At 65.0% G+C, this 21763-nt stretch carries 14 protein-coding genes and 1 tRNA gene; 9 read left to right on the top strand and 6 right to left on the bottom strand.

What is annotated here, in order from left to right; translation table 11 throughout:
- Nucleotides 1–20: 20 nt before the first annotated feature.
- Nucleotides 21–344 (bottom strand): hypothetical protein, encoded by a 324-nt coding sequence (locus RPPS3_RS04025; RefSeq protein WP_107342957.1) that lies wholly within the window; start codon nucleotides 342–344, stop codon nucleotides 21–23.
- A 208-nt stretch (nucleotides 345–552) separates the two neighbouring features.
- Here RPPS3_RS04025 and RPPS3_RS04020 point away from each other — a divergent pair, with 208 nt between their 5' ends.
- Both RPPS3_RS04020 and RPPS3_RS04015 read left to right on the top strand, forming a co-directional pair.
- Nucleotides 553–978: a YccF domain-containing protein gene (locus RPPS3_RS04020; RefSeq protein ID WP_107342956.1), complete on the top strand. Its 426-nt coding sequence runs from the start codon at nucleotides 553–555 to the stop codon at nucleotides 976–978.
- A 182-nt stretch (nucleotides 979–1160) separates the two neighbouring features.
- Nucleotides 1161–1237 (top strand) — tRNA-Arg (locus RPPS3_RS04015).
- Between the two features lie 92 nt (nucleotides 1238–1329).
- On the opposite strand, the gene RPPS3_RS04010 is transcribed toward RPPS3_RS04015, so the two are convergent.
- A complete protein-coding gene (locus tag RPPS3_RS04010) occupies nucleotides 1330–2241 on the bottom strand; it encodes a hypothetical protein (protein ID WP_107342955.1) in 912 nt (303 codons plus the stop codon).
- A gap of 311 nt (nucleotides 2242–2552) precedes the next feature.
- On the opposite strand from RPPS3_RS04010, the gene RPPS3_RS04005 reads away from it, so the two are divergent.
- Both RPPS3_RS04005 and RPPS3_RS04000 read left to right on the top strand, forming a co-directional pair.
- Nucleotides 2553–4370: a ShlB/FhaC/HecB family hemolysin secretion/activation protein gene (locus RPPS3_RS04005; RefSeq protein ID WP_107342954.1), complete on the top strand. Its 1818-nt coding sequence runs from the start codon at nucleotides 2553–2555 to the stop codon at nucleotides 4368–4370.
- Nucleotides 4371–4448: 78 nt separating this feature from the next.
- Entirely contained in the window at nucleotides 4449–10235 is a 5787-nt protein-coding gene (locus RPPS3_RS04000) for a GLUG motif-containing protein (RefSeq protein ID WP_159060641.1), read from the top strand.
- A gap of 87 nt (nucleotides 10236–10322) precedes the next feature.
- Here RPPS3_RS04000 and RPPS3_RS03995 read toward each other — a convergent pair whose 3' ends face one another.
- Nucleotides 10323–11264 carry a sensor domain-containing diguanylate cyclase gene (locus RPPS3_RS03995; protein WP_107342952.1) on the bottom strand — a complete coding sequence of 314 codons (942 nt, stop codon included), beginning with the start codon at nucleotides 11262–11264 and terminating at the stop codon, nucleotides 10323–10325.
- A 107-nt stretch (nucleotides 11265–11371) separates the two neighbouring features.
- Nucleotides 11372–12076 carry a Crp/Fnr family transcriptional regulator gene (locus RPPS3_RS03990; protein WP_107346419.1) on the bottom strand — a complete coding sequence of 235 codons (705 nt, stop codon included), beginning with the start codon at nucleotides 12074–12076 and terminating at the stop codon, nucleotides 11372–11374.
- 399 nt (nucleotides 12077–12475) lie between these two features.
- Between RPPS3_RS03990 and RPPS3_RS03985 the strand changes: the two genes are divergently transcribed.
- Together RPPS3_RS03985 and RPPS3_RS03980 are read left to right on the top strand one after the other, a co-directional pair.
- Complete coding sequence (locus tag RPPS3_RS03985) at nucleotides 12476–14839, top strand: TonB-dependent receptor family protein (RefSeq protein ID WP_107342951.1); 2364 nt, start codon at nucleotides 12476–12478, stop codon at nucleotides 14837–14839.
- A 20-nt stretch (nucleotides 14840–14859) separates the two neighbouring features.
- Nucleotides 14860–15294, top strand: a complete 435-nt coding sequence (locus RPPS3_RS03980; RefSeq protein ID WP_107342950.1) for an EF-hand domain-containing protein — start codon at nucleotides 14860–14862, stop codon at nucleotides 15292–15294.
- 55 nt (nucleotides 15295–15349) lie between these two features.
- Here the strand turns inward: RPPS3_RS03980 and RPPS3_RS03975 are convergent, their stop codons facing one another.
- Together RPPS3_RS03975 and RPPS3_RS03970 are read right to left on the bottom strand one after the other, a co-directional pair.
- On the bottom strand, nucleotides 15350–15967 hold the full coding sequence (locus RPPS3_RS03975; protein WP_107342949.1) for a class I SAM-dependent methyltransferase: 618 nt from the start codon (nucleotides 15965–15967) through the stop codon (nucleotides 15350–15352).
- A gap of 326 nt (nucleotides 15968–16293) precedes the next feature.
- Nucleotides 16294–17892, bottom strand: a complete 1599-nt coding sequence (locus RPPS3_RS03970) for an ABC transporter substrate-binding protein (protein ID WP_107342948.1) — start codon at nucleotides 17890–17892, stop codon at nucleotides 16294–16296.
- Between the two features lie 187 nt (nucleotides 17893–18079).
- On the opposite strand from RPPS3_RS03970, the gene RPPS3_RS03965 reads away from it, so the two are divergent.
- The 3 genes from RPPS3_RS03965 (at nucleotide 18080) to RPPS3_RS03950 (ending at nucleotide 21761) form a co-directional block, all read left to right on the top strand.
- Complete coding sequence (locus RPPS3_RS03965; RefSeq protein WP_107342947.1) at nucleotides 18080–19741, top strand: ABC transporter substrate-binding protein; 1662 nt, start codon at nucleotides 18080–18082, stop codon at nucleotides 19739–19741.
- Between the two features lie 156 nt (nucleotides 19742–19897).
- Nucleotides 19898–20851, top strand: coding sequence for an ABC transporter permease (locus RPPS3_RS03955; RefSeq protein WP_011156327.1), 954 nt, complete (start codon nucleotides 19898–19900; stop codon nucleotides 20849–20851).
- Between the two features lie 19 nt (nucleotides 20852–20870).
- The gene (locus RPPS3_RS03950) at nucleotides 20871–21761 is read left to right on the top strand and encodes an ABC transporter permease (protein WP_107342946.1); all 891 of its coding nucleotides are present in this window, start codon (nucleotides 20871–20873) and stop codon (nucleotides 21759–21761) included.
- Nucleotides 21762–21763 lie beyond the last annotated feature (2 nt).

Raw genomic sequence — 21763 nt, 5'->3', positions numbered from 1 at the left:
TTCGTCCGGGCGCAGCAGACTCAGGCCGGCATCGCCTCGGGCGCTGGCCGCGCACGCGCAGTCGTCGTGCGCTCGGCACGCGACCTCTGCGCCGGCAGCTTCATCGGCTTCGGGCCGATCAGATCATCGTCGTCGATGCCAAGCTCGGTGCCATCGAGCGAGCGATACGCCGCCACATGGGCATCGAGCTGGGCGGTACCGAACGTGCGGCCATCCTCGTCGGTGATGACAACGTCCCAGCCTTCGCTCTCCCAGATCCGCGCCTTGGCGAACGCCACCAAAACACTGTCGCGCACGCAGCGCATCTTCTCGTCTTGTCGAATGGCTGTGATGGTGTAGGGCAAGTCGCGATTCCTCGTGAACGAGGATTGCCGATACCCCGCCGCTTTGACCGCAATTCGCCGCCATAATGGCGATTTCGGGCTGACGGAACCGGCTGTGGACATCTCGCTGTCGGGCCACGATGCTCGGCATGATTCCCGAGCCGACTGCGATCCTGCCGGGGCACGACGCAGACGTTGAAACGACCATCGTTTTCCGGAAGGATTGGCCATGTCTCCCGTCTCGCTTCTGCTGAATATCCTTTGGATCGCGCTCGGCGGCTTCTGGATGGCTGTCGGTTGGGCGGTTGCGGCCGTCATCATGGCCATCACCATCATCGGTTTGCCATGGGCGCGCGCGGCCTTCAGCATCGGCGTCTACACGCTGTTTCCGTTCGGTCAGACCACGGTACCGCGGGAAGCCGTCACCGGCCGCGAAGACATCGGCACCGGCCCGCTCGGGGTGATCGGCAACGTCATCTGGCTGGTGTTCGCCGGCTGGTGGCTCGCCATCGGGCATATCGTCACCGCCGTCCTGCTTGCGGTGACGATCATCGGAATCCCGTTCGCCTGGGCCCACTTGAAGCTCGCCGGCATCGCGCTTTGGCCGATCGGCAAGGTCATCGTTCCGATCGACGACCTCGGCCTCAGAAGGTAACGCAGGCGTCGCCGCTGTCACACCCACGGCACACCGCCACCGCTGCAACCTCTCCCCGCGCCCAGCCGCACCCGACACGATTCGAAACCTGCCGCCGCGACCTCAGGCTTACCCCTTTGAGAAAATTTCGTTTTTCTCCCCCGTTGCCGATCCGACTGCGATCGGCTACAGGAACGGGGCACGCACCCGTAGCTCAGCTGGATAGAGCGTTGCCCTCCGAAGGCAAAGGTCACACGTTCGAATCGTGTCGGGTGCGCCAGCCAATCAAAGACTTAACCGGAAGTTGGAAAACGCAGTCCGCGGGAAGAAACCAACACGGGTTGCTTCCCGAATTGTTCATCGACAAATCGCCTAACGCGACAGAATCCAGGGCGCTCGTAATTCGAGTGCGCGTTCGATGATCTCGAGTTTCAGGGCTTGGTTGAGGTAGTATTCTTCGCGGAAGGCTTCAGATATCCAAATTGGCGAGCTACCGCGCCGCCCGCTCCAGCCGAGCGCACCGATGGCCTCGGCTTCGGCCAGTTTACGCCCGGCATGTGCGCGCGACAGGCTCGACCCACTTGCCAGCGCATTGGCCGAGACGATGCTGGTCATGATCTTGTCCTCAGCGAAGGCCACGGGGTCAGCGGCCGCTATCAAGCGATCCATGAGAATGCCGCCTTCATCCATCCAAGTGAAAATCGTGTAGACCGCCCTTGGAAGGCGTACCAGCTCGGCGGATAGTAGCGCGTCCGCGACAATCGGTTCGATCGCCGCAACAGCGGCGGGCCCTGCAGCCAAAAATCTTTCACTTCGATGGCCATTGTCCAGCAGGTCGCGTGCGCGTAAGTGCACGACATACCAGCCGGCGAGAGCCTCTATCGCCTCACGAGAGGGCGCAACCGGGAGCTGCCCTTTCAAGTTGTCCCGGATGACCGGCTCGATGATCCCATACTTCAAGGCTTCATTGAAGAACGCGATGGCCGTATTTCGACTGCACAATTCGTACTTCACCGCGAGCTTGACAACGTCGCGTAACATCACGCCCGCCTGACCGCATTCCACAGCACGAAAGTAGGATGCAAGTGCCGCGTGCGACATCAGCCAGCGCTGTTGGGTAGCAAACAGTGCCGCCGTACGCGGCTCCAGCTTATGAATTGCGGTGAAGCCATGTGCGAGACCGCGGGCAGCTTCGCCGAAACAAGGGTGCCGCATGAGGCGTTCGGCAGCGTCCTCTGGCAATTGGATCATCTGACGTTCGATCTTGTCCCTGATGCCGGTCAAGTAGCTCGCCCCTTCCGCTTCGTCCTCACAGATTCGGAGACACGGCGCTTCCGCCCGGCTCTCGCGAAAGAAAAGTCCATTCTGGTGGTGTCCAGCCTGGCAATATCCACTTCCGCAACGCGGAAAATGTCGAGCCATCGCCACCCTGCGCGAGAAGCGCTCGACTGTCGCAATGTCAAAAATGTTCGCCCTGTTCCTAGTTGAAATACGTTATTCGACTTCCTCTCGTTTGCAACAAGTCGATCGGCTCAATTGAGCAGCGATACGTGCTGCGTAGCCGTGTTGTTAGTTCCGCTACGAACGAAATGGGAATGCGCGACACAATCCTTAATTATCCTCCTGGTCCCGAACGCCAAACTTTGGCTGCGCTTGGAGTAAGGCTTCAGTCCAGCGCGCTCGTTCTGATGCTGGCTATCGCGGCAAACGCAGGTGCGTTGACAGACAGCGCCCGAGCACAAACGGCTTCGCAGATCACACCGCAAACTTTTCGCCCGGAGGTATCACATTCCGGCAACATCGTGGTGCCGGCCGGAGCTGGGCTTGCGGCGCCTGCCGGGGCCGAACGACTGTTCGTCACGTTGGCGGATGTGAGCGTCAAAGGCGGCCGGCCTGAACTGGGAGAAGCGACGGCAGCACTCGTGGCGGCTTTGTCGGGACGGCGAATTTCTGGTGCGGAAATTTTCGCCGCCGCGCGCAATCTCGAAGCCGCCTATGCTGCGGCCGGCTTCGTGCTGGTGCGTGTCATCCTGCCGCCGCAGACTCTGGTCGACGGCGGCCGGCTGACGCTGACCGTGGTCGACGGCTTCATTGAGAGGATCGATACCACCGGCGTTCCGGCTGCGGTGCGTGGCCGGATCGACAGATTGGTGGCGCCGCTCGCCGGCCGGCACGGCCTGATGCTGCGAGAGATCGAGCGTCGGGTCCTGCTGGCAGGCGACACCGCCGGCGTCCTGCTGCGATCGACGCTGTCGGCGGGACGGGCCGAGGGCGCAACCGTGCTGGTGCTCGAGGCGAAGTACCAGCCGGTAGTCGGTCTCCTCACCTTCGACAATACGCTGTCGGCGGCGCTCGGACGCACCACGCTCGGCGGCGGCGTCGACCTCAACAGCGTCTTCGGATTCGGCGAACTCGTCTATCTTCGGACGGCGGGCTATCCGGCGGGCGGCAACAACGGCTTCTTCGACACCTATCCGCGCAACCGCACGCTGGCGGCGGGCGTCGTGGTGCCGCTGGACGTTTGGCTCGACGGTCTGAGCTTCAATGTCGAGGCAACCGACGCGCGCACCACGCCCAAAGCGGTGGCGGGGGTCCAGACCACCGACACCTTCGATCGCCTGTCCTTCCGGCTCCGCTATCCCTGGCTGCGCAGCCGCGGCGCCAATCTCTACAGCGAGGCCGCACTCGACGTGCAGGACGAGCAGCAGAGCCTGTTCACCTCCATCGGGCTAATTCCACTATCGCTCGACCGGCTGCGGGTGATGCGGTTCGCCGCCGATGGCGACGTGATCACCCCATGGGGTGCAATGCTGTCGGGGCGTGCGGTGTTGTCGCTTGGCATCGACGGGCTGGGCGCGCGTTCGGCGACGGATGCCTCACCTCTGCTGCCGCTGTCACGCCAGGGCGCGGACGCGGCATTCCAGAAATTGGACATAGCCGCGAATTACAATCAGTTCCTGGCCGACCACCTCGCGGTCAATGTGGCTGCGCGCGCGCAGACCTCGTTCGGCCGGGCGATGCTGCACAGCGAGCAGATCGGGATCGCGGGTGTCGCCGGCCTGTCCGCGCTCGATGCGGGCTCGCTGGTCGGCGACCGGGGCTACGTTTTGCGTGGTGAATTACAGTCGCCGTGGAGTCTGCCGGGCCTTTCCCCGACATTCGGGCAGAGCATCGGGATCGTCGCCGCGCCCTATCTATTTGGTGCCTATGGCGAGGTGAATTTGGTCGATCCGACCGCGCTGGAGGTTGCGAGCGCGCGCGGCAGTTCGGTCGGTGCCGGCATCCGTTTCGGCAGCGGCGTGGCGGGCGCGCTGACCAATGCGACGCTGACGCTGGAATACGGTCATGCCACCCGGAGTGATCGGCCATCGGCAGAGAACCGGTTCACCGTCGTCAGCGCATTCAGGTTCTAGATCGAGGTTAGGAGCATGACGAACTGCAGCCGAGGCCCCACGACATCATCCGCTCCCGTCCGGCGTTGCCGCACCGCCGTGCTGCTGGCGACCACGGCGCTGATCAGCCCCGCGCTTGCCCTACCCGCGGCCGCGCAGACGCTTCCGACCGGCGGCAGCGTCGCGGCCGGGAACGTCAGCATCGCGCAGCCGAGTGCCGCTCAAATGACCATCACTCAGACCAGCCAAAGCGCGGTGGTCAACTGGCAGAGCTTCTCGATTGGTAGCAACGCGGCGGTCGCGATCAGCCAGCCAAACGCCTCCTCGGCGTTGCTGAATCGCGTCACCTCGAACACACCATCGACCATCGCCGGCCAACTCACGGCCAACGGGCAGGTCTATCTCGTCAATCCGAACGGAATCACCATCACCTCGACCGGCACGGTGAATACCGGCGGCGGCTTCGTCGCCTCGACGCTCGGCATCACCGATTCCGACTTCATGAGCGGGCGGCGGACCTTTACCGGCACCGGCTCCTCGGCGCCGGTGCGCAATGAAGGCACGATTCGGGTCGGGCGTGGCGGTTATGCAGCGCTGATCGGTGGCACGGTGTCGAACTCCGGCTCGATCGAGGTGCCGCTCGGCAAAGTGGGCCTCGGCTCCGGCGAACAGGCGACGCTCGACTTCTCGGGCGACGGCTTCCTCCAGGTGGCGGCACCGACAAAGGCCGGAGGCGACGGCGCGTTGGTCAGCAATGCCGGCGCGATCAAGGCCGACGGCGGCAGCGTGGTCATCTCGGCGGCGACGGCGCGCGAGGCGGCGCGCAACGCGGTCAACATCTCGGGACTCGTCCAGGCACGCTCGATCGGCGGGCGCAGCGGGTCGATCGTGATCGGCGGCGGCGGCGGCGACGTGACGGTCACCGGCCGGCTCGACGTGTCGTCGCGCCGCCACGCCGGAGGTAGCGTCACCGCGACCGGCAAGACCATCGCCCTGAAGGGCGCGACCGTTAAGGCGTCCGGCGCAACCGGAGGCGGCACCGTCAATATCGGCGGCGGCCGCGAGGGCGCGGGCCCGTTGCCGCATGCCGACGCCGTGACGATCGATGCAGCGACCACGATCGAAGCCAACGCCACACGGCGCGGCAACGGCGGAAGCGTCACCATCTGGTCGGATATCCGCACCGGCTTCGCCGGCACCATCTCGGCCAAGGGCGGCCCGCTCGGCGGCGATGGCGGCACGGCCGAGGTGTCGAGCAAGGCCGTGCTCGCCTATACCGGCTTCACCGACCTGTCCGCTCCGCACGGCGCGTTCGGCACGTTGCTACTCGATCCCTACAACATCATCATCTCGACCGGCGCCACCACCAATACGTCGGGCTTCACGCCGAGTGGCAACGACAGCGTCATCAATGCCGCCACGCTGATGGCGGCGCTGGGCAGCGCCAATGTCACACTGTCGACCGGCGGAGCAGGAAGCGCTGGCGCGCAGGCCGGCGACATCACGGTTGCGGCGCCGCTCACCTGGAGCGCCAACACCACGCTGACGCTCGACGCCAATCACGCGATCGCCATCAACGCGCCGATCACGGTGACCGGGGCCGGCGGCGTCGCACTCAATTACGACACCTCGTCGCCGACGAACCTGTCGTTTGCCCAAAGCGCGACGATCGACTACGGCAGCACCAACCACGGTGGCACGCTCTCCATCAACGGGCAGAGCTATTCACTGCTCTACAACATGGCCGACGTCGCCGGCGTCAACGGCAACCTGTCCGGTCGCTACGCGCTCGCCAGCAATCTCGACGCCAGCGGCAATACTTACACTACTGGCGTGATCGCCGGAGGCGACCCGAGTACAGGCTTTCCATCCCCGTTCAGCGGCACGTTCGAGGGCCTCGGCCACACCATTTCCAATCTGACCATCGCTGCGGGCAACAACAACCTGGTCGGCCTGATCGGCTATTCGACGGGCGCGGTGCGGGACATCGGCCTGACCGGGGCCGCAGTGACGGGCAGCAGTTCAGTGGGCGGCCTCGTCGGACGGAACTCAGGAACGATCGCGCAATCGTCTGCCGCCGGAACTGTGAGCGGCGACACAAACGTCGGTGGGCTCGTCGGCTTCAACGAAGGCTGGATCACGAGTTCGTCCGCCGCCGCAACCGTGGACGGCACTTCTAATCATGTGGGTGGGCTCGTCGGCACCAACTACGGCGCCGGAGTGTCGATTACCGAATCTTATTCGACAGGCGCAGTGAAAGGCGGATCCAACGTGGGCGGGCTGGTCGGCTGGAACTACGGTGGTGCGGCCATATCGCAAGCCTACGCAGGCGGCACGGTAAGCGGGATGGCGTATGTGGGCGGTCTCGTCGGAACGAATGACTATACCTCCGCCATCTCGCAAGCCTACGCCACCGGTGCCGTCAACGGCGGGACGTATGTGGGCGGGCTGGTCGGCCAAAACAGTCTTTCCACGATCACCCAAGCCTATGCCACCGGCGCCGTCAGCGGACAGGCTCGTGTCGGCGGTATCGCAGGTGTCAACGTCGCATTGCAAGGCTATCCGGGCGGCACCATCACACAGGCCTATTTCGACACGCAAACGACCGGGCTGACGAATGGCCTTGGCTGGGACAACAATCACCAAACCGTCACTGGTCTGACCACTCGGCAATTGCAGGGCCTCGATCCGATCTCGGGCTCGACCAGTTTCTCGGTCGCGACCAATCTCGGCGACGGCACGACCTCCGCTTTCGCAGGTGGATCAGGCGGCCTCTATCCCTATCTGTCGAGCTTCTTCCCCGGCGGCGTGCAGGCGGTGTCGGGCTTTGCATACAAGGACGGCGGCGCGACGCCGCTCGCCTCGGGGGCGACGGTCGGCGTCGTCGCCAACGGCGCGTCCTTCGGCTCGGCCACCACCGGCGCCAACGGCTACTACTACGTCTTCGGCCCGAGCGGCTCGTTCGCCGGCGGCAATCCGCTACTCGCCTACACCAACGCCAACAATGCCACCGGCGCGCAGAATGCAGCCACGCTCGCCGGCGCGACATCCACGGCGAACCAGAGCGGGATCAACATTTACGGCAACGCCGTCACCGTTGCGACCACGGCGACGACGCTCTCCGCCGCGCCGACCCTGGCACAGGCTCAGGCGAGCGCCCTTCTCGCCGACGGCGGAATTGCAGCGGCGGCGACCGCGATCAACGGCGCCTCGGGCCGCGGTTTCGTCGCGACGGGGGCGAGCTTCACCGTCGACGAGAGCGTGACGACGGGGGATACGTTCGTTGTTCGGACCACGGCGGCGAACGCGCCGATCAAGGTGACGAGCCCGATCACGATCCAGAGCGGCGGTAGCCTCGACCTGTACACGACCGGCGCGCTCGCGCTCGGCGCCAACGTCACGGTGAACGGTTCGGGCAGCGTCGGCTTCGCTTACGATGCGGCGTCGCCGACCAATTTCTCATTCGCGCGAGGCGCGAGCGTGAGCTATTTCGACGCCAGCGGCAATGCGCTCGGCGCCGCGCCGGGTAACCAGAGCCTGACCATCAACGGCCAGAACTATTCGCTTCTCTACAACATGGGCGACGTCGCCGGCGTCAACGGCAACCTGTCCGGCCGCTATGCGCTCGCCAGCAATCTCGACGCCAGCGGCACCACCTACACCACCGGCGTGATCGCCGGCGGCGACTCGAGCGGCAGCATCCCGACCGCATTCAACGGCACGCTCGAAGGGCTGGGCCACACCATTTCCAACCTGACCATTGTCGGGGGAAGCAATTCCTTCGTCGGCCTCATCGGCAATTCCGGGGGGACCGTGCGGGATATCGGCCTGACGGCTGCCGCGATATCGGGCGACCAATACGTCGGCGGGCTCGTCGGCTGGAACTCCGGTGGTGTCATTCAGACCGATGCCTCAGGCACGGTCAATGGCTCCCGGTATGTGGGCGGGCTCGTCGGCTATAACATCCCAGGCTCGACGATTAGGCAGGCGTATGCCACCGGCACAGTCACCGGCCAGTACTATGTGGGCGGGCTGGTCGGAGAGAACGACGCAACGATCACACAGGCCTTCGCCACCGGCGCAGTCAACGGCCAGACGGTGGTGGGCGGCCTTGTCGGCGGGAACTACGGCACGATCACGCAGGCCTACGTCACTGGCGCGGTCAGCGGTCAATACAGCGTGGGTGGGCTCGTCGGCTACAACAACGGGACCATCACGCAGGGATATTTCGACACGCAGACTACCGGACAAGGCGGCGTCGGCGGGCTGACGACGCGGCAGTTGCAGGGCCTCGATCCAATGTCGGACTCGACCTATTTTTCGGTCACGACCAATCTCGGCGACGGCACGACTTCCGCTTTCGCAGGTGGATCAGGCGGCCTCTATCCCTATCTGTCCAGCTTCTTCCCGGGCGGCGTCCAAGCGATTTCGGGCACCGCCTACAAGGACGGCGGCACGACGCCGCTCGCCTCGGGGGCGGCCGGGGCGGCGACGGTCTCGGTGGCGAGCGGCGGATCCGTGGTCGGCTCCGCCACGACCGGCGCGAATGGCTATTACTACGTCTTCGCCCCCGCCGGCACCTTCGCGGCCAATGCCGGCGTGGTCGCCTTCACGCAGGCCGATTCCGCGACCGGGGCCAAGAACGGCGCGAGCTTCGCCCAGAGCAACGGTGCAGCGGGCACGAACACCGGCGTCGATGTCTGGGGCGACTGGCGCCGCGACCAGCCAGGAAGCGGTCTCGGCACGCTCTCGGCCCTCGACGCGGCCTATGCGGCCACGATCGGCGCAACGGCACCGTCGGGCTTCACGCCCGCCAATCGACAGATCACCGCGCCAGCATCGTTCGCGGTCGATCGGGGCCTGACCACCGCCGGGAGAGTGAATGTCACGGCTCTGGGCGACCTCGCCATTGGTTCGTCCGGCTCGGTGTCCGGCAGCGCGGTGACGCTGGCGGCGACCGGCGCCTTCATCAACAGCCGCGGCAGCGACGCAGTGACTGCGACCTCCGATCGCTGGCTAATCTATTCCGCCAATCCCTCCGGCGATACGTTCGGCGGTCTCGACAGCGGCAATACCGCGATCTGGAACACGGCGCCCGGTGACGCCGTCAGCCAGAGCGGCAACCGCTATGTGTTCGCCTACCAACCGACCTTGACCGTCAGTTCGACCAGCGCCACCAAGGTCTACGGCACCGACGCGACGAGCCAGATCGCCGGCAATTACACGATCACCGGCTTCGCCCCTGGTGCCGCTGGTGCCTATCTCGGCGACACCGCAGCGAACGTGATCGGCGGAACACCGACCGTGACGTCGATCGGCGCGGCCGCGAGAGCCGCAGTGTCCGGCTCGCCCTATGCCATCACGGTGTCCCAGGGATCGATGACGGCGAGCGCCGGCTACGCGCTGAATTTCGCGAACAGCGGGACACTCACCGTGACGCCGCGGCCGATCACGGTGACGGCAGATGCGCAGTCGCGGTTCTATGGCAACGCCAACCCGGCCCTGACCTATGCCGTGGGAGGGCTCGGCCTCGTCAACGGTGACGTCCTGACCGGGGCCCTTGCAACCTCAGCAACGACGGCTTCGAGCGCCGGCGCCTACGCGATCACGCAAGGATCGCTCCTGGCCTCGCCGAACTATGCGTTGACCTATGTTGGAGCCGATCTCACGATCACGGCAGCTCCGGTATCCATCCGGTCCACACTGGCAAGCCAGATTGTTCAAGCGGATTTCCGACCGGCGTTCGTTCCGATCAGTACCGTTCCTATCGGGGGGACGCCAAATATGTCCCAACCGCTCAGTACCGGAATCTTCATTTCCGACCCTCGCTTCGACCAGGCGTTCGTCTTCTTTGGCGTCCTGCCACCCTATAGAGGCCAGCTTTGATGGAGTCTTCGGCGGATCGCTTCATCGAACCGCATCGTCGACCGCAGCTGCGTTCGCGTGTCCGGGCTGATACCGGGGTGCTCCCCGCTACGCCGCCCGGCTCTGCGCCTGCTCGCCGATCAGGCTCACGCGATTCCGCCCTGCAGCCTTGGCCTGATACAGCGCGAGGTCGGCTTCGGCGAACAGGTCGGCGATCCGCCTCTGGTGAGGGCGGCCGATCAGGGCGGCGCCGATCGAGGCGCTGACTTTGATGCGATGGCCGTTCCAGAACAGCGGACGGCTCAACATCACGATGGTCCGCCGCAGCACCTCGGCAATCCGCTCGGCGCTAGTCGGCGTCCGCAGGATGATGGCGAATTCGTCGCCGCCGAGACGGCTGATCAGGCCGGCGCTGTTGAAGGCGCGGCGCAGGCGCTGGGCCACTTCGCACAGGCACGCGTCGCCGGCGAGATGGCCGAGCGTATCGTTGAGCTCCTTGAAGCCGTCGAGATCGATCAGCACCAGCGCCGAGGCGAAGCCATGATGCAGGCTGTCGCCCACCACTTCGCGATAGCGCGTCTGGAAACAGGCGCGATTGGCAAGGCCGGTGAGCGGATCGGTTTCGGCCTGCTGCCGCAGGCGCTCGATCGCGAGGCGATCGGATGTGATGTCCTGTTTGCAGCCGAAGATCCGCACCGGGCGGCCGCCCTCGCGCAGCGCATTGATCGACAGCCGCATCCAGCGCATTTCGCCGCGCCATGTACGGATCTCGGTCTCCAGCGTGACCGGACGTCCGCTCTGGATCACTTCGGCGCGGGCGAGCTCCATATGGCGCCGGGATTCGTCGATATAGAGGTCGACGATGCTGGCGCGCCGCAGCGGGTTGCCGATCGGATAGCCGAACAGATCATAGACCGCGGAGGTCCAGTTCAGGCGCTCGGTTGCGAGGTCGCACTCCCAGGCGCCGATCCCAGCGGCGGTCAGGGCCTGATCATAGAGACGTGCGCGAGCCTCGTCCGACAAACCCGAGGCGACAGAGTCTTCCCTCATCGGCGATCCGGCAGCGATCCAAGACCTTATTCGAACACCTTAAGGACTAGGGCTGCCGCGTTAATGATTCCTATATTCATTTGCCGCACGTGCGCGGGCCGCTCGTCTCAACCGATCCCGATCCGCGGCTCGGCGATTTCGGAGATCCGGCCGATGTCCAGGATCGTCAGGCGGTGGCGGCCGCTTTTGACGAGACCTTGTTTCTGCCAGGCGCTGAGCGTGCGGCTGACGGTGAAGTAGGTCAGGCCCGCCATCGAGGCGAGGTCGATCCGGGTGACGGGGGATTCGATATGAATGCCGGCGGACGTCTGGACGCCTGCCTGGGCGGACAGCCGCAGCAGCGAGGCGGCGATCCGCTGCGCGATGCATTTGCCGGTCATCTCGGTGGCGCGCTGCAGCATCTCGCGTGTCCGGTCGCCGGCAATGCAGACGACGTTGTCGGCGAGCGCCGGACTCTGCTGGGTCAACGCGATGAACGAACTCGTCCGCCACGCCAGCACCGAGGTGGCTTTGATCGCGGTGGCGGTAGCTGGATATGAACGCTGGCGAAACGCTGCCACGCAGCACAGATCGCCCGGTCGCATGATCCGCAGCGTGATCTGCTCGCCCTCACTGTTGAGCTGGGTGACGCGTACCAGGCCGCTGAGGATCTGAAACAGATACTCCGGCACGTCACCCTGGTGAAACAGCGCCTGCCCCGCCGGAAACTGCCGCAGGCTCGACGCGTCCAACAGGCGCGACGTCTCCGCGGGCGGCAATTGCGAGAACAGCGCGCTGCGTGTGGCAGCGGCGCGTAGGACACCCTTTTCCATCATCAACCTTGCAACTCTGCTGCGTCTATCAGCGGGCGTTTCCTACGCGTCCTTCCTATCAGCGGCGCTGGCCGCTGTGGTTTTGAAGGCCTCTAATCGGCGCGTGAACAATTGTCACAGTCGCGAGCTTTTCTAGGGGGCCGCCGCGCCCGCGGCCGGCGTTGTTTGCTCGAAAGCAAAAAGCCGCGGCGATGCGCTCGCTATGGTCAGCGCTGATCGAGAAAGCCCGATTGCCATCGAGATCAGAACCGAAAGGTCGTGATCGCGGTCGCTGACGCGGGCCTATGTGCCGGCTGTCGTGTCCCGCAAGGGCGCGATCTTTCATTCGCAAGGAGGGCGAGCCATCGCCGCGCCGCACGCCGACGAGGCGGGCGATGATCGAATGGACGGGATCGAAGAATGAGAGCGGATGCGCATCCGGACACACGCAGCCTGATCGGCAAGACGCTTGCGGCGGCATCACCCCGGCCGCTGCAAACCATCACGCTCGCGGCCCTGCTGACCTCGAGCAGCCAGCTCTGCTTTGCGCAATCGGCAACGCCCGGTGCCACCATCACGCTCGACACCATCGTGGTCGAGCAGCGGCGCGAAGCAGTCCGCACGCCGGCGCGGCCGCGCTCCGTGGTGCACCGCGCCGCGCCTGCCGCGACACCGAGCGCGGCGCCGGCAGCTTCCGCCGTCCAGACGGTGGACTTGGTGCGCGAACGTTTCAACGTGCTGGCCGGCGGCGTCGCGCTGGTGTCGCAGAAGGACATGCCGAACGCGGGCAACCCGACGCTCGCCAATACGCTGTCAGGCGTTCCCGGACTGATCATCCAGAATTTCCTCGGCGCCAACGACCAGCCGCGGATTCAAATGCGCGGCTCGGCGCAGCAGAACCCGGCCGAGCGCGGCGTGCTGGTGCTGTATAACGGCCTGCCGATCAACCGCGCCGACGGCTCCTACATCGTCGGCTTCGCCAATCCGCGGCAGGCCGAAGCGATCGAAGTGTATCGCGGCTACATGGCCAACAGGCTCGGCGCCACCGTGCTGAGCGGCGCGATCAACTTCATCTCGCCGACCGGATCGAGCCAGCCCGGCGTGCAGATGTCGGTGAGCGGCGGCAGCTTCGGCCAGATCAACAGCAGCGCCCAGATCGGCACCAAGAAGGACAATGTCGACGCCTTCCTGCAGTTCGACACCACCCGGCGCGACGGCTTCCGCGACTATAATTCGTCGGACCGCACCAGCTTCAACGCCAATGTCGGCATCGCGCTGTCGGAGAACGTCAAGACCCGGTTCTTCCTCGGCTACACCGACCTCGGATTCGACGTCGCAGGCCCGATCAACAAGGACGCGCTGTACGCCAATCCGCGGCAGACCGCGACCGGACCGACCGTGGTCAACGGCGTCGCGATCAATCCGGGGCCGAACGCGGTGCGCGACAAGCCGCGACGCGACGCCAGCCAGTTCATGATCGGCAACCGCACCACCGCGACGTTCGATGCGCATCTGATCGATATCGCGCTCGGCTACACCTACACCGACGACACCTTCCGGTTTCCGATCTCTTCGGGGGTGCGCGCCACCAAGGGCGGCGACTTCACCGGCCTCGTCCGCTACGCCTATAACCCCGCCGACGCGCTGCTGCCGCTGTTCGAAACCACCGCGCAATACAGCGTCGGCTCGGCGGATCGCGACTACTATCTCAACCAGAGCGGCATGACCGGCGCGCAGTTCGGCAGCAACCGGCTCGACGCACAGACGCTGTCACTGTTTGCCGGCGCCAACGTGCCGGTCTGGCAGCAATGGACGGTGTCGCCGGCGATCTCCTATGCCTATGCGACGCGCGACAATGATGACCGCTACACCGCAGCGACGCGGCCGACGATCGCGTACAATCCCGCCAAGCCGACCGTGCTGCTGCCGAACGGCTCGGTGCCGACCCAGGACAACGGCTACGCGCGATCCTACTCGGGCTGGAATCCGAGCCTGGCGCTGTCGTATCGGCCCGACGCGACGCAGACCTTCTTCATCGCCGGCAGCCACAGCTTCGAGCCGCCGACCCATGACGACCTGATCGCCACCATCAACGGCACGCCGAATTCCAGCCCCGGACGGCCGACACCGGCCAATCCCAAACTGGTCGCAGCCGCGTTCGCGACGCCGAACCTGTCGGCGCAGACCGCGGTCACGGTGGAAGGCGGCTGGCGCGGCCGGGCCGATCGATTCTCCTGGGACGTCGTCACCTACTACTCGTGGATCGACAACGAGCTGCTCAACCTGCGGGACGTCACCGGCGCCTCGATCGGCGCGATCAATGCCGACCGAACCACGCATTTCGGCATCGAACTCGGCGCTGGCGTCAAGTTCACCGACAAGCTCTCCGGCCGGCTCGCCTACACCTATCAGGACTTCCGCTTCGTCAACGATCCGCTGCGCGGCAACAACAAGCTCGGCGGCGCGGTGCCGCATCTGATCTACGCGCAACTGCAGCTGCAGGCGACCGACGCCTGGATGGTGCAGGGCGCTGTGCGGTGGAGCCCGGCCGAGGTGCCGGTCGACAATATGAATACGCTGTATGCCGATCCCTACGCGGTGGTCGATCTGCGCAGTGAGTACCGGATCAACAAGACGTTCCGGGTGTTCGGCGAGATCACCAACCTGTTCAACAAGACCTATGCGGCGACTTCGCTGGTGGTGGATCAGGCGCGGCCCGATCAGGCTGCCTTCCTACCCGGCGACGGCCGCGGCTTCTACGCCGGCATCAAGGCGTCGTTCTGATCAACCAGCAAGGATACGATATGACCAAACGCCTACTTCTGGCGGCCATCGCGGCCGCCAGCCTTGTCGCTCCGGCGATCGCCGCGGACTCAGTCAGCCTTTCGCACTTCCTGGAGCAGTGGGACGGCAACAATGACGGCGTCGTCACGCTGGCCGAGATCAAGCAGGGACGCGAGCATCGCTTCTACGCCTTCGATGCCAATGCCGACGGCTATCTCGATCGCGACGAATATGCGCGCTTCGACAAGGTACGCGACGCCGGCATCGCGCGGTTCTCGCCTGAGGAGCAGGTCAAGATCCGGCAGATCGCCGACGGCCTGACGCTGCCGCGTAACGACACTGACGGCGACGGCCGGGTGTCGCGCGCCGAATTCATCGACGGCAGCACGGCGTGGATGAAGGCGATCGACAAGGACGGCGACGGCCAGCTGACGTCCCGCGATTTTCCGGACTAACGCCTCTGCGATCGTCCCGGCGTGCGAGCCTCGCCGGGACCATCGCCGCCACGGCTCAGGCCGGCTTGCGCGCCACGATGTAATGGGCGTGACGATTGCTGCCGAAAGTGCGCGTTGCCTCGATCTCGAATCCGGCCTCCGCCATCGCGGCGCGAAGCTGCTGCGACGTCAGCGATTTGATCGGCGGCACCCAGCCGATCCGCTGTAGCACCGGGATCACACCCCAGCGTAGCGCGGGGTTCATGTCGCCGATGCAATAGGTCTTGCTCAGCAGCAGGCCGCCGGGCTTCAGCCGGTCGCGAATGGTCGACAGCGTGGTGCGGATGTCGTCGACCAGATGCAGGATCAGGAACGCGCAGACGGCGTCATAAGGCGGCTCGCCGGTGGAGAGATCCGCATCGGCGACAGCGAAGCTGAGATTGGGCGGAGCCGGTTTCGCGCTGGCGATCCGCACCATTTCGGGTGAGAGGTCGGTCGCGGTCCAATGCGCCACGGCGGGCGCGAGCCGGATGGCGGTGCCGCCGGTGCCGCAGCCGATCTCCAGCACCCGATCAGACGGCGACAGCCTCCCGGCCGCGTCCGCCAGCATCGCCTCATAGGCGGCGACGTCCTTGATCGGCCGCGCGGCGTAGCGCTCGGCCATCCGATCCCAGAATCCGCGTTGGCTGGTCATGCTCGCTCGTCCCCCGCGTCGCGATTGATGACGGCGCAGGATAGAGCCCGACACGCCCGATGGGCACTCGCCGAACGGATGGTGGTGACGAGTGGTCGCACCGCGCTGGCGCGAGGCCAAATACCTTTGGCCGGCGCTGCTGCGTCGTGGAGCAGGACGCGTGCACAGCGCCACGAATAGGCACGAACTGCATTGTTCTTAGGCGACGCCACCGTTGAACGATAAGCTGAGCTTTGGCCAAGCGATAAGTTTGTGCAGCGGGCGACAAAAAAGGGCTGCGCACTTTCGTACGCAGCCCGTTTTGTGATCGCTATTGTTGCGCTTGGTTACTGCAGCCCGATCGTGGTCAGGTCCTGAAACCAGTGCTGCGCCTGCACGAAGCTCTTCACCTTCGGCGACAGCGCGTGCGGATTGGTATCGTGCACCACCCACACCAGCGCGGCGTCGTCGACGATCAGCGAATGCGCCTGCGCCAGCAGTTCGTCCTGCTTGGTCGGCTCGAACGTGGTCTTGGCCTCGTCGATCAGCGCATCGACCTTCGGATTCTTGTAGCCGCCCCAGTTGACGCCAACCGGCGCCACCTGCCCGGAATGGAAGAACCGCACGATCGCATACAGCGGATCGGAGGTGACGTAGGCGATGTTGTTGGCGGTGATGCCGGCGTTGGATTCGTCCGCCGCACCCTTGCGCCACGCGGTGTACAGCACCTCGAGTTCGACCACCTTGAACTCGACGTCGATGCCGATCTCCTTGAAGCTCTGCTGCAGGAACTCGTTCATCGGCAGCGACAGCATCTGGCCGGTGCCGCCATTGGCGATGATGAAGGTGGTCTTTAGCGGCTTCTCCGGCGAATAGCCGGCTTCCTTCACCAGCTTCTTGGCTTCCGCCAGATCGTATTTGATCTTGAACGACGGGTTGCCGAACCACGGGCTCGACGGATCGACCTGACCGACAGCCGGCTTGGCGAGGCCGTTCATCAGCCCGACCACCGCCTCGCGATCGATCGCAAGATTGAGCGCCTTGCGCAGGCGAACGTCCGTCCAGGGCGAACCGGGCAGCACGCTGAGGTGGTAGTTCCAGACGTGCGGCGTGACGTTGTCGACGATCTTCATGCCGGCGGCCTTGAGCTGCGGCACCGCGTCGGGCGCAGGCGTCTCGATCAGATCGACCTGGCCGGCCAGCAGTGCGTTGGTGCGGGTCAATGCTTCCGGCATCGGGATCAGCACCAGCTTGTCGGTCTTCGGCAGCCGCGACTTGTCCCAATACTCATCGTTCTTGGTGAGCTCGGCGAGCTCGCGCGGCACCAGCTTGGTGAGCTTGAACGGACCGGTGCCGGACGGATTAGCGGCGAACTTGTCCCAGTCCTTGCCGACCTTCTCGTACTGGGCCGGACTGGACACCAGGAACCACAACATCTGATAGGGGAAGAACGAGTCGACCGTCTTGGTGGTGATCTCGACGGTGGAATCGTCGATCTTGGCGTAGCTCTTCACCGACGGCAGCCGGGTCTTCACCTGCGCGCTCTGCCGCTTGTCGAATTGCGGCGCCTTGTCGTTGAGAACCTTGTCGAGATTCCAGATCACCGCATCGGCGTTAAAGTCGCTGCCGTCGTGAAACTTCACACCCTTGCGCAAAGTGAAGCGCCACTTGGTCTTGTCGGCGTCGTCGACCTTCCACTCGGTGGCGAGCCCCGGCACCAGCTTGCCGGGCCGATCGCCGACGTTCATCTCCCATGCCACCAGCGGGTCGTAGATCGTGTAGCCGGTGAACTGATAAGCGCCGGCGCCGCGATCCGGCTGCCCCGTGGTCAGCGGAATGTCGGCCATCGAGATCCCGTAACGCACCACTGTTTCCGCACGCGCCGCACCGATTGCGCTCGCCGCAGCAAACAACGCGCCCAGCACCCATGAACTCTTAAGTCGCATCGCAACTGATCTCCTGATGACGATGGGCGAACCACTTGCAACGGCCGCGCCACGACGGACCTGCAGTTTTGCATTGGGGGTCTGCGCGTCTCCGTCGAGGCCGGCGGCGTCGGACTGCCGCTTTGGCTGGCACATGCATTGCATTGATCAGCCTGCCAATTAGTCACTGCAAAGGGACTCTCGTCGAATGCGTAATTTTCGTCGTAACAACCGTCGCGCTGCGCTGCTCGCTCTGTCGATGGCAAGCGTCTTCATGGTGCCGTCGCTGGCGTCCGCCGAGTCCGTGCTGCGCATCGGCATGACGGCCGCGGACATTCCGCGCACGCTCGGTCAGCCCGATCAGGGCTTCGAAGGTAACCGCTTCACCGGGCTGACGATGTACGACGCCCTGACGATGTGGGACCTGTCGTCGGCAACCAAAGCGAGCGTCGTCATTCCAGGTCTCGCCACCGAATGGAAGGTCGAAGACGCTGATCACACAAAGTGGATTTTCAAACTTCGCCCCGGCGTGAAGTTTCACGACGGCAGCGACTTCAACGCCGACGCCGTGGTGTGGAACGTCGATAAGGTGCTCAACAAAGAAGCACCGCAATACGACCCCAGCCAGATCGGCGTGACCGCATCGCGGATGCCGACACTGGTCTCGGCCAAGAAGATTGATGACCTGACCGTCGAGCTGACCACCAAGGAGCCCGACAGCTTCCTCCCGATCAACCTCACCAACCTGTTCATGGCGAGCCCGACCAAGTGGCAGGCGCTGTACGACAAGGCCGAGGGCGCCGACGCCAAGGCAAAGTCGACCGCCGCCTGGGCCGCCTTCGCCAAGGACGCGTCAGGCACCGGCCCGTGGAAGATGGCGAAGTTCACACCGCGCGAACGGCTGGAGCTCGCCAAGAACGACGGTTACTGGGACAAAAACCGCATCCCGCATGTCGACCGCATGGTGCTGCTGCCGATGCCGGAAGCCAATGCACGGACTGCAGCACTCCTCTCCGGCCAGGTCGATTGGATCGAAGCGCCGGCGCCGGATGCGGTGAAGGAGATCGAAGGCCGCGGCTTCAAGATCGAGAAGAACGAACAGCCGCACGTCTGGCCGTGGCAGTTCTCGCGGATCGAAGGCTCGCCGTGGAACGACATCCGCGTCCGCCGCGCCGCCAATCTTTGTATCGACCGTGATGGCATGCGCGATGGCCTGCTGTCGGGCCTGATGGTGCCGGCCACCGGCACGTTCGAGCCGGGTCACCCCTGGCGCGGCAAGCCGCAGTTCCAGATCAAGTACGATCTGCCCGCGGCGCAGAAGCTGATGAAGGAAGCCGGCTACGGCCCGACCAAGAAGCTGACCGTGAAGGTGCAGACCTCGGCGTCCGGCTCGGGCCAGATGCTGCCGCTGCCGATGAACGAGTATCTGCAGCAGGCGCTGGCGGAGTGTTACTTTGACGTCAAGCTCGACGTGATCGAATGGAACACGCTGTTCACCAATTGGCGCCGCGGCGTCAAGGATCCGTCGGCGAACGGCTCGGATGCGATCAACGTCACCTACGCGGCGATGGATCCGTTCTTCGCGCTGGTGCGCTTCCTGCAGTCGTCGATGGCTCCGCCGGTGTCGAACAACTGGGGCTACATCAACAACCCGAAGTTCGACGAGCTGGTGAAGAAGGCGCGCACCACGTTCACCGACAAGGAGCGTGACGAAGTCCTCGCCGAGCTCAACGCCGCCTCGATCGACGACGCCGCGTTCCTTTACGTCGCCCACGACGTCGGTCCGCGTGCGCTGAGCCCGAAGATCAAGGGCTTCGTGCAGCCGAAGAGCTGGTTCGTCGACTTCTCCCCGGTGTCGATCGCGCCGTAGATCGACACTGCTGAACTCCACCCCGTCATTGCGAGGAGCGAAGCGACGAAGCAATCCAGCCCAGTGCACTGATCACTGGATTGCTTCGCTGCGCTCGCAATGACGGGGAAGACGCCTCGACCCGACTGACTGCATCCTCGTTCGAGTGAGAGTCCCGTGCTCGCCTATATCGCCCGCCGCATCGTCTATGTCGTTCCGATCGTCCTCAGCGTCGCGCTGGTGTGTTTCCTGCTGGTGCACATCACGCCCGGTGATCCGCTGGTCGCGGTGTTGCCGGCGGACGCGTCGCAGGAACTCGCGGCGCAGCTCCGCGCCGCCTACGGCTTTGACCGGCCGCTGCCGGTGCAGTTCGGGCTGTGGCTGTGGAAGGCGGTGCACGGCGATCTCGGCACCTCGATCGCCACCGGCCGCCCGGTGCTCGCCGAGGTGATGCGCGCGGTCAGCAACACGGTGATGCTGGCGATCGCGGCCGCGATCATCGGGTTCTCCTTCGGCCTGCTGTTCGGCCTGATCGCCGGCTACTTCCGCGATACCTGGATCGACAAGCTGGCTACCGGCATCGCCATCGCCGGCGTCTCGGTGCCGCATTACTGGCTCGGCATGGTGCTGGTGATCGTGTTCTCGGTGCAGCTCAACTGGCTGCCCGCGGTGGGCGCCGGTCCCGGCGGCTCCGGACAATGGGCGTGGGACTGGGCGCACCTGCGCTATTTGATCCTTCCGGCGATCACCACCTCCGTCATTCCTATGGGCATCGTCACCCGCACGGTGCGGGCGCTCACCGGCGATATCCTGTCGCAGGATTTCGTCGAGGCGCTGCGTGCCAAGGGCCTGCGCGAAACCGGGGTGTTCGGCCACGTCATCAAGAACGCGGCGCCGACCGCGCTCGCCGTAATGGGCCTTCAGCTCGGCTACATGCTCGGTGGCTCGATCCTGGTCGAGACGGTATTCTCCTGGCCGGGCTCCGGCCTGCTGCTCAACTCCGCGATCTTCCAGCGCGACCTGCCGTTGCTGCAGGGCACGATCCTGGTGCTGGCGCTGTTCTTCGTGCTGCTCAATCTCTCGGTCGACATCGCGCAGGCGCTGATCGATCCGCGGATCAAGCGGGCTTGATGTCATGGGAGCACCGACGATGAGTTTGACCGCTTCCGACGCCGCACCGCAGACCGCCCCCGCCGGCAAAGCCCGCGGCTATTGGGCCAATGTCGGCCGCCGCCTGATCCGCGACAAGATCGCGCTGGCCTGCGGCATCATCCTGTTGTTGATCGTGCTCGCCGCGGTGCTGGCGCCGTGGCTGCACCTCGCTGATCCGTATCAGGGCTCGATGATCCGGCGGCTGAAGCCGATCGGCACTGCCAACTATCCGCTCGGCACCGACGAACTCGGCCGCGACATGCTGGCCCGGCTGGTCTATGGCGGCCGGCTATCGCTATTCATCGGCGTTCTGCCGGTGATCTTCGCGTTCCTGATCGGCACCTCGCTGGGCCTCGTCGCCGGCTACGTCGGCGGCAAGGTCAACACCGCGATCATGCGCACCGTCGACGTGTTCTACGCCTTCCCATCGGTGCTGCTGGCGATCGCGATTTCCGGTGCGCTCGGCGCCGGCATCACCAACTCGATCGTGTCGCTCACTGTGGTGTTCGTGCCGCAGATCACCCGCGTCGCCGAGAGCGTCACCACCAGCGTCCGCAACATGGACTTCGTCGAAGCCGCACGCGCCTCCGGCGCCGGCGCCTTCACCATCATGCGGGTGCACATGCTCGGCAACGTACTCGGGCCGATCTTCGTTTACGCCACCGGCCTGATCTCGGTGTCGATGATCCTCGCCGCCGGCTTGTCGTTCCTCGGCCTCGGCACCAAGCCGCCGGAACCGGAATGGGGCTTGATGCTGAACACGCTGCGCACCGCGATCTACGTCAATCCCTGGGTGGCGGCCCTGCCCGGCGTGATGATCTTCGCGGTCTCGATCTGCTTCAACCTGCTGAGCGACTCGATGCGCAGCGCCATGGACATCAGGAACTGACG

Origin of the sequence: Rhodopseudomonas palustris, from assembly GCF_003031265.1 — a bacterium.
Classification (GTDB): Bacteria; Pseudomonadota; Alphaproteobacteria; order Rhizobiales; family Xanthobacteraceae; genus Rhodopseudomonas; species Rhodopseudomonas palustris_H.
Note: the sequence above shows the minus strand (reverse complement) of the source record. Positions and strands in the feature narration are given on the sequence as shown.

Coding starts and splice junctions, on each gene's coding strand:
- RPPS3_RS03965 (WP_107342947.1), top strand. CDS start 18,080: ATGCGTAATTTTCGTCGTAACAACCGTCGCGCTGCGCTGCTCGCTCTG.
- RPPS3_RS03975 (WP_107342949.1), bottom strand. CDS start 15,967: ATGACCAGCCAACGCGGATTCTGGGATCGGATGGCCGAGCGCTACGCC.
- RPPS3_RS03980 (WP_107342950.1), top strand. CDS start 14,860: ATGACCAAACGCCTACTTCTGGCGGCCATCGCGGCCGCCAGCCTTGTC.
- RPPS3_RS04005 (WP_107342954.1), top strand. CDS start 2,553: ATGCGCGACACAATCCTTAATTATCCTCCTGGTCCCGAACGCCAAACT.
- RPPS3_RS03970 (WP_107342948.1), bottom strand. CDS start 17,892: ATGCGACTTAAGAGTTCATGGGTGCTGGGCGCGTTGTTTGCTGCGGCG.
- RPPS3_RS04020 (WP_107342956.1), top strand. CDS start 553: ATGTCTCCCGTCTCGCTTCTGCTGAATATCCTTTGGATCGCGCTCGGC.
- RPPS3_RS03990 (WP_107346419.1), bottom strand. CDS start 12,076: ATGGAAAAGGGTGTCCTACGCGCCGCTGCCACACGCAGCGCGCTGTTC.
- RPPS3_RS03995 (WP_107342952.1), bottom strand. CDS start 11,264: ATGAGGGAAGACTCTGTCGCCTCGGGTTTGTCGGACGAGGCTCGCGCA.
- RPPS3_RS03950 (WP_107342946.1), top strand. CDS start 20,871: ATGAGTTTGACCGCTTCCGACGCCGCACCGCAGACCGCCCCCGCCGGC.
- RPPS3_RS03985 (WP_107342951.1), top strand. CDS start 12,476: ATGAGAGCGGATGCGCATCCGGACACACGCAGCCTGATCGGCAAGACG.